The organism is Pseudonocardia sp. McavD-2-B (assembly GCF_024124365.1).
Lineage (GTDB): Bacteria > Actinomycetota > Actinomycetes > Mycobacteriales > Pseudonocardiaceae > Pseudonocardia > Pseudonocardia alni.
Genome location: NZ_JAMXSG010000014.1, coordinates 1 through 13,595 on the forward strand (window position 1 = coordinate 1; position 13,595 = coordinate 13,595).

9 protein-coding genes and 2 pseudogenes are annotated in these 13,595 nt (G+C 71.0%); 4 read left to right on the forward strand and 7 right to left on the reverse strand.

What is annotated here, in order from left to right; all coding sequences use genetic code 11:
- Window positions 1-295: 295 nt before the first annotated feature.
- A pseudogene (locus NH602_RS03885) lies at window positions 296-448 on the forward strand (IS3 family transposase); the annotation flags it as partial.
- Between the two features lie 83 nt (window positions 449-531).
- On the forward strand, window positions 532-1,359 hold the full coding sequence (locus tag NH602_RS03890; RefSeq protein WP_253067037.1) for an IS5 family transposase: 828 nt from the start codon (window positions 532-534) through the stop codon (window positions 1,357-1,359).
- Window positions 1,360-1,377: 18 nt separating this feature from the next.
- Here the strand turns inward: NH602_RS03890 and NH602_RS03895 are convergent, their stop codons facing one another.
- Window positions 1,378-1,971 carry a plasmid pRiA4b ORF-3 family protein gene (locus NH602_RS03895; RefSeq protein WP_253067038.1) on the reverse strand — a complete coding sequence of 198 codons (594 nt, stop codon included), beginning with the start codon at window positions 1,969-1,971 and terminating at the stop codon, window positions 1,378-1,380.
- Between the two features lie 107 nt (window positions 1,972-2,078).
- Here NH602_RS03895 and NH602_RS03900 point away from each other — a divergent pair.
- Together NH602_RS03900 and NH602_RS03905 are read left to right on the forward strand one after the other, a co-directional pair.
- Window positions 2,079-2,445: pseudogene (locus tag NH602_RS03900) on the forward strand (DDE-type integrase/transposase/recombinase); the annotation flags it as partial.
- Window positions 2,446-3,089: 644 nt separating this feature from the next.
- Complete coding sequence (locus NH602_RS03905) at window positions 3,090-3,881, forward strand: hypothetical protein (RefSeq protein ID WP_253067039.1); 792 nt, start codon at window positions 3,090-3,092, stop codon at window positions 3,879-3,881.
- A 164-nt stretch (window positions 3,882-4,045) separates the two neighbouring features.
- Here the strand turns inward: NH602_RS03905 and mobF are convergent, their stop codons facing one another.
- From mobF to NH602_RS03935, 6 genes are all read right to left on the reverse strand, one after another.
- Window positions 4,046-8,737, reverse strand: a complete 4,692-nt coding sequence (gene mobF / locus NH602_RS03910; protein ID WP_253067040.1) for a MobF family relaxase — start codon at window positions 8,735-8,737, stop codon at window positions 4,046-4,048.
- A gap of 245 nt (window positions 8,738-8,982) precedes the next feature.
- The gene (locus tag NH602_RS03915; RefSeq protein ID WP_253067041.1) at window positions 8,983-10,206 is read right to left on the reverse strand and encodes a hypothetical protein; all 1,224 of its coding nucleotides are present in this window, start codon (window positions 10,204-10,206) and stop codon (window positions 8,983-8,985) included.
- Window positions 10,203-10,982 carry an ATP-binding protein gene (locus tag NH602_RS03920; RefSeq protein WP_253067042.1) on the reverse strand — a complete coding sequence of 260 codons (780 nt, stop codon included), beginning with the start codon at window positions 10,980-10,982 and terminating at the stop codon, window positions 10,203-10,205. The genes NH602_RS03915 and NH602_RS03920 overlap by 4 nt, the downstream gene beginning before the upstream one ends.
- Window positions 10,982-12,595 (reverse strand): Mu transposase C-terminal domain-containing protein, encoded by a 1,614-nt coding sequence (locus tag NH602_RS03925; RefSeq protein WP_253067043.1) that lies wholly within the window; start codon window positions 12,593-12,595, stop codon window positions 10,982-10,984. Before NH602_RS03925 ends, NH602_RS03920 begins: the two co-directional genes overlap by 1 nt.
- Before the next feature lie 5 nt (window positions 12,596-12,600).
- Window positions 12,601-12,876, reverse strand: coding sequence for a hypothetical protein (locus NH602_RS03930; protein WP_253067044.1), 276 nt, complete (start codon window positions 12,874-12,876; stop codon window positions 12,601-12,603).
- 101 nt (window positions 12,877-12,977) lie between these two features.
- Window positions 12,978-13,580, reverse strand: a complete 603-nt coding sequence (locus tag NH602_RS03935; RefSeq protein ID WP_253067045.1) for a recombinase family protein — start codon at window positions 13,578-13,580, stop codon at window positions 12,978-12,980.
- Window positions 13,581-13,595 lie beyond the last annotated feature (15 nt).

Below are 13,595 nucleotides of genomic sequence, written 5' to 3' on the forward strand. Positions count from 1 at the left end.
GCTGCACTCCGCTGCCGCGGACCTGCCCCCGGCCGAGCTGGAGGCCGCGCACTACCGTCAACACATCGGCCAGCCCGAGTCAGAGCACTCAACCCGATAGCTCTCCGGACACGCCGGGGCGGTTCACCACCGCGGGCCGGCGGTGGGTCGACCTGTGCCCAGCTCGCCGAGGTGGGTGCGGCGATCCTCCCGCCGACTTACTACGCCGCCCGGGCCGCAGCGCCGACTCGCCAACAGCAGCGCGACCGGGGGGCTGACCGCCCAGATCCGGCGGGTGCACGCCGAGAACTAGGGCGTCTATCGGGAGCGGAGGGTGTGGGCTCAGCTATACCGCGAGGGAGCCGAGATCGCTCGCTGCACGGTCGAGCGGCTGGTGCGCGAAGCCGGGCTAGTCGGGGTGCGCCGCGACCGCCGGATCCGGACCACGATCGCCAGCGCCCGGGCCCCGGGCGGCGGACTTAGAGGTCGTTGCAGAAGTCGGGGTGTGTCGGTCCTATGTAGATGGATCTGGTCGGGTGATGCTCGGGGTCGATGGCAAGGGCATCGACGGTCGAACGACTGGTCACCGACGAGCTGTGGGAGCTGGTTGAGCCGCTGCTTCCCCGGCCTCGGCCACGTCGGCGAGGCGCGCGGACGGGCCGGCCACCGGTACCGGACCGGGCCGCGCTGGCGGGGATCGTGTTCGTGCTGGCCACGGGGATCGGCTGGAACGACCTGCCGCCCGAGTTGGGCTGTGGATCAGGGACCACCTGCTGGCGACAGCTACGCGACTGGCAGCGGGCGGGGGTCTGGGGTGAGCTGCACCGAGTGGTCCTTGATCGGCTCGGCCAGGCTGGGGTTCTGGACTGGTCGCGAGCTGCGGTGGACTCGGTCAGCGTGCGCGCCAAGCGCCGCGGCGAACAGACAGGGCCCTCGCCGACCGACCGTGGGAAGGCCGGGTCGAAGTACCACGTGCTCTGCGACCGCAACGGCCTGCCGCTGCACGCGGTCGTGTCCGGCGCGAACACCCACGACAGCCGGATGCTGGCCGAGCTGCTCGACACCAATCCCGGCGTCCGCGAACGGTGCGGCCAGGCCGGACGCCCGCGGCGGCGTCCCGGCAAGCTGCACGCCGACAAGGGCTACGACTACCCACGGTGTCGGCGCTACCTCTCCGGGCGCGGGATCGGGGTGCGGATCGCTCGCCGCGGAGTCGAAGACTCGGCCCGGCTCGGCCGGGTCCGGTGGGTCGTGGAGCGCACGATGGCCTGGCTGCTGTCGTTCCGGCGGCTCGGGCTGCGCTACGAACGCTCCCGCACCAGCATCGAGGCCTTGCTGAAGCTGGCGTGCGCGTTGATCTGCTTGCGCCGTCTGCCCTGAACGACCCCTCGCGGTGGATCAGGACCGCGCCGTCGCGCTCGACCCGGCCAGCGGCGACCAGGCCAACCGCTCCAGCACTCGGTCGGTGCCGGCGAGGTCGAAATGGTGCGGATCGAACTGGTCCGAGCCCCACCACTCGACCCGCTCGGCGTGCTCAGCATGATCGGGATCGGCGAGCGCGTCGACGAACTCCGGGTAGCCGAACACCCCGCCCACGTCCTCGGGTGGACATGCACCCTGCCCCTCGACACAGCGCGGGTAGCGCACCCCAGGCTCTGGAGTGGTGACTGCGTCGACGGTCAGGACGTGGTGCCAGTTGTCGCCGAAGTCGTAGACATAGCCCGCGTCCTGCCCGGCGGCCAGCACCCGGAACAGCTTCGTCTTGGCCTCGTCGAGCGTGCCGGAGTCCCAGTCCGGATCAGGCATCCCATAGCGCACAGCGTCGATCTCGAACTCGTGCAGGTGGGAGTTGGTCCAGCCCATCGCGTCCTGCACGACCTCGTGCAGGACCGCGAGACTGGCCTCACCCGGGACCTCGACCACCCGCCGCACGGTCGGTTCGACATCGACCAGCACGATCTCGATCCGGAAGATCTTCGTCTTCGTCGTCACCCGAGGCCTCGCCATGCCCGCGATGCTCCCACCGCCCCTGGGAGCGCCCGGTACCCGCTCCCGGACTTCTGCAATGACCTCTTAGTCGGGCGCCCGTGCGACCGGCAGCGCCCGACCGGTTGCCGATCGCTGACTTCGCCTACGTCCCCACCCTGGTCCGGGATGGTCTACGTCGCGTTCGTCATCGACGCGTACTCGCGACGGATCCTAGGCTGGCGCGCAGGCACCTCGACGCGCACCGAGCTTGTGCTCGACGCACTCGAGCAAGCGGTATGGATCCGCGCACAGGACAGCCACGACGACCTGCCTGGGATCATCGCCCACTCCGACGCCGGGTCTCAACACCGGTCCATCGCCTACACCGAACGCCGCGCCGCGGCTGGAGCGGCACCCTCGGTCGGGTCGGTCGGCGACGCCTACGACAACGCCGTGGCTGAGTCCACGATCAAGCTGATCGAGACCGAACTGATCAAGCCATGTCGATCGGAACTAAGATCCCGTCTCTGCAATGGTGGGCGCAGGGACAAGGACGACCGCCCCCAGACCAGCGCCGACAGCTGATCGAGTCAGTGTCGGCTTCGCAGCCCGAGGCCTGTAAACGGCGTTTACCCCATCCTGCACGGTCGCGACTTCGCCCCGAGCCGAGATTCCTGGAGCGGCGACGGCTTCGAGGGCGAGCTAGATGCTGCAGCCCGACCCTCCCGCTTCGACAGCGGTGCAGACCTGACCGAGGTCCGGCATCGGTCAGGTGAAAGGACCTCCATCCCTGATGACTATTTACTGCCAGCCCTACCACTGTTGCAACGACTCCCCGCCGTGCTCTTAGCGCGCTGACCGTAGGTCTCATGCTCTGCACTTCCCCCGCCCGCTGGCGGCGCCAGCTGCACACCCCGCTCAGCTGCAAGCCTCGCTGGATCTTGGCGCAACCGCTCGACCCACCACCTGGACCAGGCTATTTGCGATATACTGTCACTTTAGTGACTATCGAGCCTTTCCGGCTAAAAGCCCAACCAACTGGCTGGTGCAGAACTCTGACCGAAGAACTTCCCTTAGGCTAAGGGAGGGCCCCACCTGCACTTGCAGCGACATCGGGACCAGGGGCGGGGTAGGAGGCCAGGATGATTCGTGGTCGTTTTGGCGATACCCATGTCGCACCGGCACCGCTCCTCGATGTCGGTGACGCCCATGCGTCGCCGCCAGCTGACTCACATGAGGTGCAGTTCCGCATTCCTCTCTCGCTCTCGGCGATGCTCGACGGCATGGCCAGAGCCGGCTTGGACGAGGACGTCGCGGCGTGGGGGACGGCCTACACCCAGCTGGTGCAGGACCAGGTTCTGCGCCGTGTGCAGGAGGCGTGTGGCTACGCGGCTGATCCCGCGAGACCGGATGTCGGTCGCCCGGCGCGTCTGGAGTTGGCGGCCGTGGTGGAGGCTGCGGTGCCGGGGATCGACGCGACGCGGTGGCACTGTCACGTCTACATCGGGTCGACAGCTTGCGTGCTGGCCACGGGGGAGCGTTTCCCTGTCTACGTCCCGCAGATCGAGCGGGGTGTCTTCGGCCTTGCCCACAGCTTCCACAACGCCGACGTGCGAGAGCTCGCGGAGCGCGAGTTCGGTGTTACCTGGGGTGATCCAGGCCCGACGGCCACGGTCGAGGAGATCGTGGATCCGCCGTGGCACGAGCACGTCGATCCTTCGGCTGTCCGTGGGGTGTGTCTCGGGCCGTGGGAGGTCCAGGGTGTGCGTGTTGTAGCCGACGAGGAGAGCCTGCGTGTTGCTGCAGAGCAGGAGGGGTTTCTGCGCGCGGAGCTGGAGCGGCGGGAGTCCGAGCCCGAGCCGTCGCCGCCGACGCTGATGGAGCGGTACGCCGAGTTGCTCGGTGATGCGGCGGTTTCACCGCGGTCGCGCTGACCGGAGCCCGTCTGCGCGGCAACTGCCGCCGCTGTTCCACCGCGTCCGGGAAGTATCGACCGGGCAGGCTGCTGGGGTGGGGCGGGACACCCCCGCGGGGAGCCTCCGCGCTCTTGTGCGGAGGCTCCTGGCTTTTCGTCGGGCCGCCGGGAGGGCCGGTTGGGTTAGTCGTCGTAGCCGTAATCGGTGTCGTAGGGGTCGTAGTCCGCGCCGTACTCATGGCCTTGTTCGTGGCTCTGTTCGGCCTGGCCACTGTGGTGCTGGTGGCGTTCGTTCTCGATGGCGAGCTGGTCGCGGTGGGCCCGTTCGGCATAGCCGGTGTCGGGGTCGCGGTCCTGGTGGTGCTGGTCGTTCTGGACACGGGCCTGCTGGTGCAGCTCTCGGAGCTGCGACTCGCGGGTCACGCGGCGTAGATCATCCACTGCGTCGCGTGCCGCGCCCGGGTCGCGCTCGCCGATGTGGCGGGCGCCGTTGTCGGCGGAGGGTTCCTCCTGGGTTGCCTCGGGTGTCGCGCTCGCGCGCGGCTCCTGCACGTCCGGTTCGACCGTAGGAGAGTCGTCGGAGTGCCCGAGGTCCGGGGCCGGCGCCGACTCCGAGTTCGCGCCCGGACCCTCATGCTCGACACTCGACTGCGCGGCAGCTGGGCTGCTCTCGGGCTCTGCGGCCGCGGCGGGCTCTGGGACATCGGTGGACAGGATGAGTTGTTCCCCAGCCGCCGGTGTCGGGGTGTCGCGCCAGGCGGGAAGCTGGCGTCGTTCCAGTTCCCCGGCCGCGGCCTGGTCGGCCTCGCGCAGCGGAGCGACGTCGTCCCACCACTGCTGCCGGGCCTCGTACTCCTCGGCCAGGTCGGTCGCTTGGGCGTTGTAGGCCTGTGCGAGGGCGCGATAGCGGTCGGCGGCCGCGAGCAGATCGTCTCGGCCGGGTCCGTCGGCTGTGGCGTCTGCTTCGGCTGCGGTGAGCACGGCGTCGTCGTTGATCTCGGTGGCCAGCCGCTGGGTCGCGGCCAAGTCCTCACCGACGGCGCGGGGCCCGTACTCATCGGCGTGATACAACGCGAGCGCCCAGGCTTCGCGGGCCTGGTAGAGCTCGCTGTCGGTCTTGTGCTGCCAGGCCAGCGCGGTCGGGTCCGGGTCGAGAGCTTCGGTGGCTTCGCGCCACAGCGCGTAGGCGAAAGGCTGCTGGGTCGGGGGCGCCTGCCCAAGGGAGGACTGGTGCTCGGGGATGCCGCGGTACTCCCGGTACGCCGCGACCACTCCGGCGCGGTGCTCCCATGCGCGGCGGGCGTCGGTGTCGTCCTGGCCGGGGACAGCAGGGAGCCGGTCGAGCGCCCACTGCGGCGGGTCGAGAGCGATCTGGGTGCCGAGTTCGCGCTGCCGGTCGGTGGCCAGTTCCCCGAGCTGGTGGAGGTAGTCGCGGACGGGGCCGGGAGCCAGGGTGTCGGCGACCGCGGTCCAGTCGTGCTCCGGCTCGGCAGTTCCGTTCTCCGGTGCGCGGTCGGCAGTGAGCTCTCCGACGCGCCAGTGCAGAACCTTCGCGATGGACTCGGCGTCGTCGAACCCGCGACGCGCGACGGCCTCGATGAGCAGTGCGCGCGGGTCGTGTCCGTCGAGTTCGGCGGCGTAGACGGTGGCCAGCATGCGTCCGTAGGCGTCCTCGCCCTGCAGGCGTTCCATCTGCTCGTCGGTGAGCAGTTCCGTGAGGATTTCGGCGTTGCGGCCGCCGGAGGCACGCATGCTGACCTGGTTGATCAGGGCACCTAGAGTCTCGAACGAGGCAGTGTCGTGCTCGGCGACCTCGCGCACGGTCAGCGCCGCTTCCGCGACCTCTGTGCGCGCGAGGATGTCGGTGAGCCGCTGGGCGGGTGTGTCCTCGATGCGCCGCTGGTCGTGACCGTCCGGGGCCTGCTCGGTGACCATGTAGAGCAGGTTGGTCTCCCTCCCGCGGCTGATCGGCACATACACCGACTCGCGGGTCGCGTCGCGGTCGAGCAGGCCCCGCCCGACATCGACGGTCACGCCTTGGGCCGCGTAGGCGGTGACGGCGTAGCCGAGGATGACGTGCTTCTTGACGTACTCGGGGGTCAGATGTGCGACCGCGCCGCGCTGGTCTCGGGCCAGGATCGCGCCGGCGGGGCTCAGGCCGATGACGGTGTAACGCTCCTTGTTCAGGACCTCGCCAACGGTCCCACCAGGCGCGGGGTCCACGCGCAGTCGCCGGTCGTTGCGGGTCGCTTGGATCAGGTCCCCGACCCCAATCTTGTTCTCGACACCCCCGCGGTTCACTATCGCCAGGACATCGGGCGATACGCGCCCGAGATCAACGAGGGTCTCGTGGACCTGTTTCGACATCTCCGCCGCAGTTCGGTTGGTGCCGACGATGAGCAGGGCGTCCTTGCCCTCGATCATGTCGGCCATGTGCCCGCGCACGGCGTGCTCGCTCATCTCCTTCACCGTGCCCGTCCGCAACCGCCCCCGGTCGGCGTATGCCGCGACGGCTGCGACGTCGCCCACCCGAAGCTGCAGCGACGCCTCGGCCTCCCAGGCGTGGCGGAACCGGTGCACTGTGTCCAGCTCGAGCACGCCGGCCTGGGCGGCGAGGTGAGCGAACATGCCGCCTGCGCCGACCGGCTGGAGCTGGTGGTGATCGCCGACCAGCAGCACCTTGGCCCCGGCCGCCGCGGCAGCGTCACTGATCTCGGTCAGCTCGGCGGTGGTACTCATGCCGGCCTCGTCGACGATCACCAGGTCCCCGGCGCGGAGCCGATCACAAACCTCGCCGGTGGTCGGGTCGGGTAGGAACCGCTGCCGCCACTGTGCGGTGTTCATCCCCTCTAGGCCGAGCTCGGCCAGGTTGCGCGCGGCCATCTCCGCGGTCGCCAAGCCCAGCACTCGGCCACCTTGCTCACCCGCCCACACGGTCGCCAGGGCCCCGACGGTGTGCGACTTCCCGGTGCCCGCCGGCCCGACCAGGACGTCCACTGTCCGCGCGGACCCCAGCACCCCGGAAATCACCGCAGCCTGGTCTGGGGACAGCTTCCCAGCACCGAGTGCTCCCCCGAGTTCGGCGAGCCGCGCGGCCGGAAGCGGGATGAGGCTGTCGGTGCGGCTGTAGCCCAGCAGCCGCTCTTCGGCGGTGACCGCCGCGGTGGTCGCGTAGCGCTCGTCGATGTGGGCGCGGAACATCGATCGGCCGTCACCACTGGCGCCGAGGCGGCGCAGCTCGTCCGGGACCGGCACCGGATCGGACGCGGAGACCTGCACGATCCCGAACTGACCGGGTGCGGCCAGCACCGCCTCGGTGAGGGTGGCCATGAACGCCGGACGGGCGGCCGCCGCCACCCCGAGCGCGGCCGCGTGGTCGCCGAGGTGGTCGTCGATGGCCGCGGTCAGGTTTCCGACCGTCCACGTCGCATACCGGCTCTGGACATCGGCCACTCCGGCCTCGATAGCGATGGCCACTGCCCCCGCGAGCGTGGCCGCGCCCTCCCCGACAGGCGTGTTGTGGCCGGACACCGCTCGGCCGGCGCCGATGACCGCCAGGACCTCAAGCGCAGCCTCGCGTCCGTCGATGGCCTGTGCCTGGTCACCATGTGCGAACACCGGATGGGTGCCGTTGGCCGCCGCGGTCATCACCACCTCGTCGACCGCGTCCAGTGCGGCCGCGAGCCTGCCCACCCGCCCCGGCTGTCCGGTCGTCCACGCCAGTACCGCGGCCGGGCCGGCCAGACCCCGCTTCGGTTCGCGGGTGCCCTTGACCGCCTGTTCCACCAACGCCCGCCGCGCCCGCGGCCCCGGGGCCCGCCCGTGCCGGGCTGTGTACGCCTCCACCAGCTCCGCGACCGCCGGGCGGACACGCTCCAAGGTGCGGGTGCTCGCCTGTGCCAACAGCTCCGGGTCGAACCCGGCGATCTCCCGCGCCAGCCCGTCAGGCCGCAGCTGGAACAGCACCCCCATTCGCTCGGTCAGCAGCTGCTGGTATGCCCGCGTGTAGGCCGCCGACAGCGCCTCCTTCACCGGCCGGAACGCCTGCCCATCCAGCGCGAGCACCCGCCCATCGGCGGTCGCGGCACGGTTGAGCACCCCGGCGTGCGAGTGCAGCTGGGGCTCACCGTCACGGTTGGTGTGGTGGCCATAGACCACGGCGGCCAGGCCCGTGGCCGCCTCCCACTGACCCACTGTCCGCCCCGACGGGCCCCGGCCCTCGTGGCGGCCCGAGCGGACATACGCCACGTCGGACTGCACCGACGACAACGCGATCCGCACCGCCTCGTCGTGCGCCCAGCGGACCGTCTCCGCGCCGTCGTTGTCGCCCGCGGCGAGCAACGCCGTGTAGTACATCGACACCGACTTCACCGGCGAGAACGTCACGTCGTAGTAGGCCGTCGGAGTCCGGGTGTTGCGGGTCGCCGCCGTCTCGATCTCGAATCGCCGCTCCGCCGACGCGGTCGGTTCTTCCTTGAGTGCGTCGGCCACGATCTGGGCTGCCGTGCGGAACTTCCGCGGCTTCGAACCGAGGTAGACCGGCGTCTTCTCGGTCGACCCCGCGAGCACGTGCTCTGGATAACGCAGCTGCCCGAACACCGCCCGAACGTCATCCGCTGCAGCCGTGTCGCCGGCCGCGAACGGCAGTCCGAGAGCCTCGAAACCGGCACCGAACCAGACGCCGTCGGGCTCGCCGCGCTCGGCCGCAGAGGTCAGATACTCGGCCGCCCCGGGGATCCGCTGAAAGCCATCCCCGGCGTTCTCGACACCCTGTTCTGAACCGTGCTCGTAGCTCTGTTCGGGGCGCGAATCGCACCCGTGGAGCAGGTACTCGACAGACCCGGGCGCCATCGCAGTGACCCGCACGACGCCCATGGCGAGAACGCTACGCGACCAGCACCGCATCCGGCAAGATCATTTGATGCATAGGTGTGAGGCGTTGGAGAAGTCAGCAGCAGCTCAAGACAAGAAAAGCAGAAACCACCAAACGGTTGGTAGAACCAAGAGGAAGGGAGAACGGATAGCTGCTGTTGAACGACGCTGAAGTGGCACTGGCAGACGACAGATAAGTGGCACGCGGCGACAGCTAAATGGCACGGAAGTGGATCATCGTCCGGGCGTCAGAGGTTGGTGACGCTGGCCGTCTGGGCGACGGCTGCGGCGAACGGCGCGGCGGGGTGGTAGCCGTAGAGCGGCCGGGCCGCCGGGGGCGGCCTGGTCCCGGTAAGGGTGCAGCCGCGGGCGACGCGGTGTGCGAGACGTTGAACGCTGAGGTGGAGGTCGCCGGGTTGGCCGAACAGCAGCTGTCCAGGCCCCGGGTTGTCGTGGGTCTCGATTGCGGCCCGCAGCAGTGGCCGGGCTGCGGACGGGATGCGGTACTGCCCGGCGAGCAGGGTGATCTGCTCGGTGTCCGCGCTGTGGCGGTGGTGGGCGAGGAATCGTGATGCTGCGTCGGTGGCCAGTGCAAGCACTACCGCGGCGGCGGTGACCGGACAGACGAGCTGGCGCAGCTGGGTGATCGTGGCCGGGTCGAACCGCGGCCCGAGGACGGCGAGGGTGGCCGGGTTCAGCTCGGGCAGGGTCAGCTGCCGGTGTTCGCTGGCGAAGCCGTCCTGGGCAGCGCGTAGCCGGATTCGGAGCTCCGCTGGGGTGGCGGCGTCGATGGTCAGGCGTTGCAGCAGCGCGCCGACGTCGCAGCCCGGCCAGGCGTGCGACGTGGGCGGGAGTCTCCACCCGAGCCGGTGTCCGTCGGGGCGCCAGGTGCGGGCCTCCTGCCTGGCCGCGGCGAACGCCGCGACGTACACCGCGTGCCCGGTCGGTGGGCACGGAGCGGCGGCCGTATCGGCGAGCAGCGCGTCCACCACAGCTGCCCACCCGGTGCGCGGGTGGGGCAGCGGCGCAGTGTCGCGGTGGTGCCAGACCGGCCACAGCGTGACGTCCGCGTCCGCGGCGAGTTCGACCAGCCGGGCCAGAACGGTCGGACAGAGTCGGTGTGCGCGCAGCACGACCAGGTGGCGGATCTGTTCGGCGCGCAGCCACACCCGCAGCAGGTGTGGGCCGTGGCGGGTGCAGCGTTCCCGTGTCAGCGCCTGCGGGTGCTTGCCCAGCGCTCGGAGCAGGTCCTCGACCAGCGCCGGCCAGGTCGCGCCGGGCCGCGGATGACACACCACCTGCCCGGCCGCCAGGTCGTGGAGATCTTGCAGCCCGCGCATGCAGGCGGTGTCGTCGCGCGGGTCGAGTGCCCAGGACACCCGAGGGCGGTCGGCGGCGACGGGCTCGGTCGCACCGCCGGGCACGGCCGCGACGACGGCCGGCGCTGCCACGGCTGCCGCGGCGAAGCTCACGCTGGCGCGCTGGTGGTGACCCCGCCACCACCGACGTCGACGACGCCGCCGTGAACGGCGAAGGCGTTGTGCACGATCTCCTCGTCGATCCGGTCGCGCGCAGCCCGGGCGCACAGGTCGGCGGCGGTGTGGGTGAACGCGGCCCAGTGCCGCAGGTTCCCGTGTCCGACGTGGTCGTCGATCAGCGCCAGCAGCTCGCGGTCCGCGCCGTCGTAGATCGGGTGGAACGAGCCCATCAGCTCGCACACCTGCGGCGCGGTCAGCGGGTCCAGCGCCACGCGACGGTAGACCCTCGAACGCAGCATCGGCTCGCGGGAGAGCACCGACCAGGCGTCATCGCCGCCGACCAGCAGCAGCGCGAACCGGGTCCGCCGGTCGTCGTGGAGGTAGCGCAGGAACTCGATGCAGTCCTTGGTCAACCGCTGCGCCTCATCGACCACCACCGCCCGCGGGCCGCGCCCGAGGGACTCGAGCAGCTCGTCGGTGAGCACGAACCGGCTGCGCCGCCCGGCCGGGTCGCGGGTGAGCTGCTCGAACAGAGTGGCCGCGACCAGGCGCATCGTCGGCCGGGACGGGAACTCCACCCACGACACCGCCACCCCGGCGTGGCGGGCCAGGGCCCGCTCGACCGCGTAGCTCTTGCCCAGCCCCGCCGGGCCGTGCACCACGCCCATCGCAGACGCCGCCACGACGTGCTCCACGGCCTGATCGGTCGCGACCAGACCCGGGGTGGGCAGCGTGCGCGCCCCGGCGATGTCCAGGAAGTGGTGACCCATCAGCGGCTCTCGCTCTCTGTCGGCTCGGCCGGGTCGACGGGCTCGACGGCCGCGGCGGGGGCGGGGGCGGCCAGGTCATCGAGGTCGGTCGAGGTGGCAGCAGTGGCAGGGGTGGCGATGTCGGGGTTCCAGAACGCGAAGTCGGTTTTCAGGTCGAGCAGGCTGGTACGCGCCATCCGGCGCAGCGCCTCATCGTCGCGACGCCCCGCACCGGCCCGGCCGCGCGTCGGCTCGCGGCGGTCGGCACGCGCGGACGCAGCAGTGATGACAGTGGTGTCGGTGACCGGGCCTGGCTCGGTGATCGGGGCCAGCTGGGCGCGGGCCCGACGGCTCGCCCGGCGATGGCGGCGCCCGAGCTCGGCGGCGTCCGCGCGGCGTCGCTCGAGCACCGCCGCGCGTTGCTCGTCGGTCAGCGTGTCCTGCGCGAACGCGGTCGCCAACCACACATCACCGCGGAACACCTCGATGCTGCGCAGGTCGTGGGGCATGTAGCGGATCTGGACCCGTTCGCCGACCAGGCCGTTGAGCTCCGGGGCCAGGAACCGGACCCCGTCGTGATGCACACCGTCACGGTTGACCGTGCGTTCCCGATCGGCCAGCAGCATCCAACGCAGCGCCTCGGCCGGGATCTCCCGCAGGGGGGTCGCGTCCTGGGCCCAGCGCTGCAGCGGGGTGCCACCCAGCGCGGAGTGCACCCGGCTGATGTTGTAGTCGGCGACCCAGGCGGCGAGCCGGTCCACAAACAACCCGAGCGTCATCGGGTCGGAGTCCGGGCCGAGCAGCGTGCCGTCGGCCGCGCGCGGCCCGCCGGTGTAGAACGGCAACCCGGACAGGAACTCCTGCACCAGCGTCCGGTTCCACCTCTCCACCTTGCCCTTCAAGTGCGGGGTGTAGGCCGGGGCCGGCACCAGCTCCACCCCGAGAGCCGCGCACGAGCGGCGCAGCGCGGCCGCGGTGAACTCCAACCCGTGATCGGTACGCAGCACCGCCGGGACACCGCCGAACGGGCCGCGCGCCGGGTCGATCACGATCCCGCCGCGCAGCGCGGCCAGCACGGTCCCCGAGTTGGGCCGCAGCGAGATCGCCCACCCCATCACCAGCCGCGAGAAGCCGTCGATGAACACCGTCGCCCACGGCTTGACCGGCCGCTGGGACCGCGGCGCGAGCACCAGCACCGGCAGCTCGACGTGGTCGCCCTCCCACATCGCGTTGCGCGCCGGCGGCGCCCACCGCAGATACACCTCGTAGCGGCGTCGCCCCTCCGCACCGTCCACCAGCCCGGCCCGCTGGCCCGGAGTCAGCTGCGCGGCGAACGCGCGCTGCAGCCGGCGCACCGACAACCCGCCCGGACGACCGGCGTGCAGCTCGCGGTGCGCCGCCGCGACATTGCCCTGCCACCGCGTGAACGCGTCCACATCCGCGTCGGTCAGTTCGTAGCGATCCGACCTGCTCTCCTGGTCGGTGTCGGTGAACTCCGCGACCCAGCGCCACACCGTCCGCGCGCCCACCCCGAGCTCTCCAGCGACGCGACGGACCTCGTCACCGATCGGCTCACCTGCTCGCCGGCGTTCCCGCAGCCGCGCCACCAGCAGCGCCTTGGCATGCGGGTCCACCCGAGTCATCGCGCCAGTTCACCGACGCAGTCCGGGCACACCGGCCCCGACAGCCGCCACCCGGCGCTACTCATCCAGGCCTGCACCATCGGCGATATCCGATCGTCGCCGTCCGCGGCGGCCGCCAACTCTCCGCCCAGCAGGGGTCCGTCCCCGCACCGCACACATGCGAGGTCAGCGACCGGACCAGCCGGCACGCAGCCACGGCAGAACCGCCGCTCGACCAGCCCCATCGACTCCGCCTCCATCGACTCCGTGGCGTCCAGCAGCAGCCAGGTCATCGACACCTCCGCGCGCTCGATCGGGTTCCCCGGCGCCTGCCCGCACCCCGAACAACGCATCTCCACGCGCCCCGGATACGCCGAACTCTGCCGCCGCACCGCTACACCCGACCACTCTGCTGCACGGGCGTATCGGACGGTTTGCCCAGGTAGCGGTAGATCGTGGGCCGGCTGACCCCGAACTCGGCAGCGATCTGGGCCACGGTGTAGCGGCGCCGCCCGTCCGCACCGGTTTCCTCGTACATCAGCCGTGCCAGGTGCGCCTGGCGCGCCCCGAGCTTCGGTTTCTGCCCACCGGTACGCCCGCGAGCACGCGCGGCCTCCAGGCCGTCCTTGGTCCGTTCGGAGAGCAGGCTGGCCTCGAACTCGGCGATCGCGCCGAGCACCTGGAAAAACATCCGCCCGACCGCGGTGGAGGTATCCACACCCTGATCGAGCACCACCAGATCGACACCACGCTGCTGCAGCGTGCGGGCCAGCTCGATCAGGTGCTCCAGCGAACGGCCCAACCGGTCCAGCTTGGTCACCACCAGCTGGTCACCGGCCCGTACGACGAGCAGCGCCTGATCGAGCTCCGGACGGCGCGCGAGCTTGCCCGAGGCCCGGTCGACGAACACCTGCTCGCAGCCAGCCGCGCGCAGCGCGTCGTGCTGAGCTTCGGGATGCTGGTCACGGGTCGAGACCCGGGCGTAGCCGATGCGCACACCCGCACCGTATCG

Coding starts and splice junctions, on each gene's coding strand:
- NH602_RS03890 (WP_253067037.1), top strand. CDS start 532: ATGGCAAGGGCATCGACGGTCGAACGACTGGTCACCGACGAGCTGTGG.
- NH602_RS03905 (WP_253067039.1), top strand. CDS start 3,090: ATGATTCGTGGTCGTTTTGGCGATACCCATGTCGCACCGGCACCGCTC.
- mobF (WP_253067040.1), bottom strand. CDS start 8,737: ATGGGCGTCGTGCGGGTCACTGCGATGGCGCCCGGGTCTGTCGAGTAC.
- NH602_RS03920 (WP_253067042.1), bottom strand. CDS start 10,982: ATGGGTCACCACTTCCTGGACATCGCCGGGGCGCGCACGCTGCCCACC.
- NH602_RS03930 (WP_253067044.1), bottom strand. CDS start 12,876: ATGACCTGGCTGCTGCTGGACGCCACGGAGTCGATGGAGGCGGAGTCG.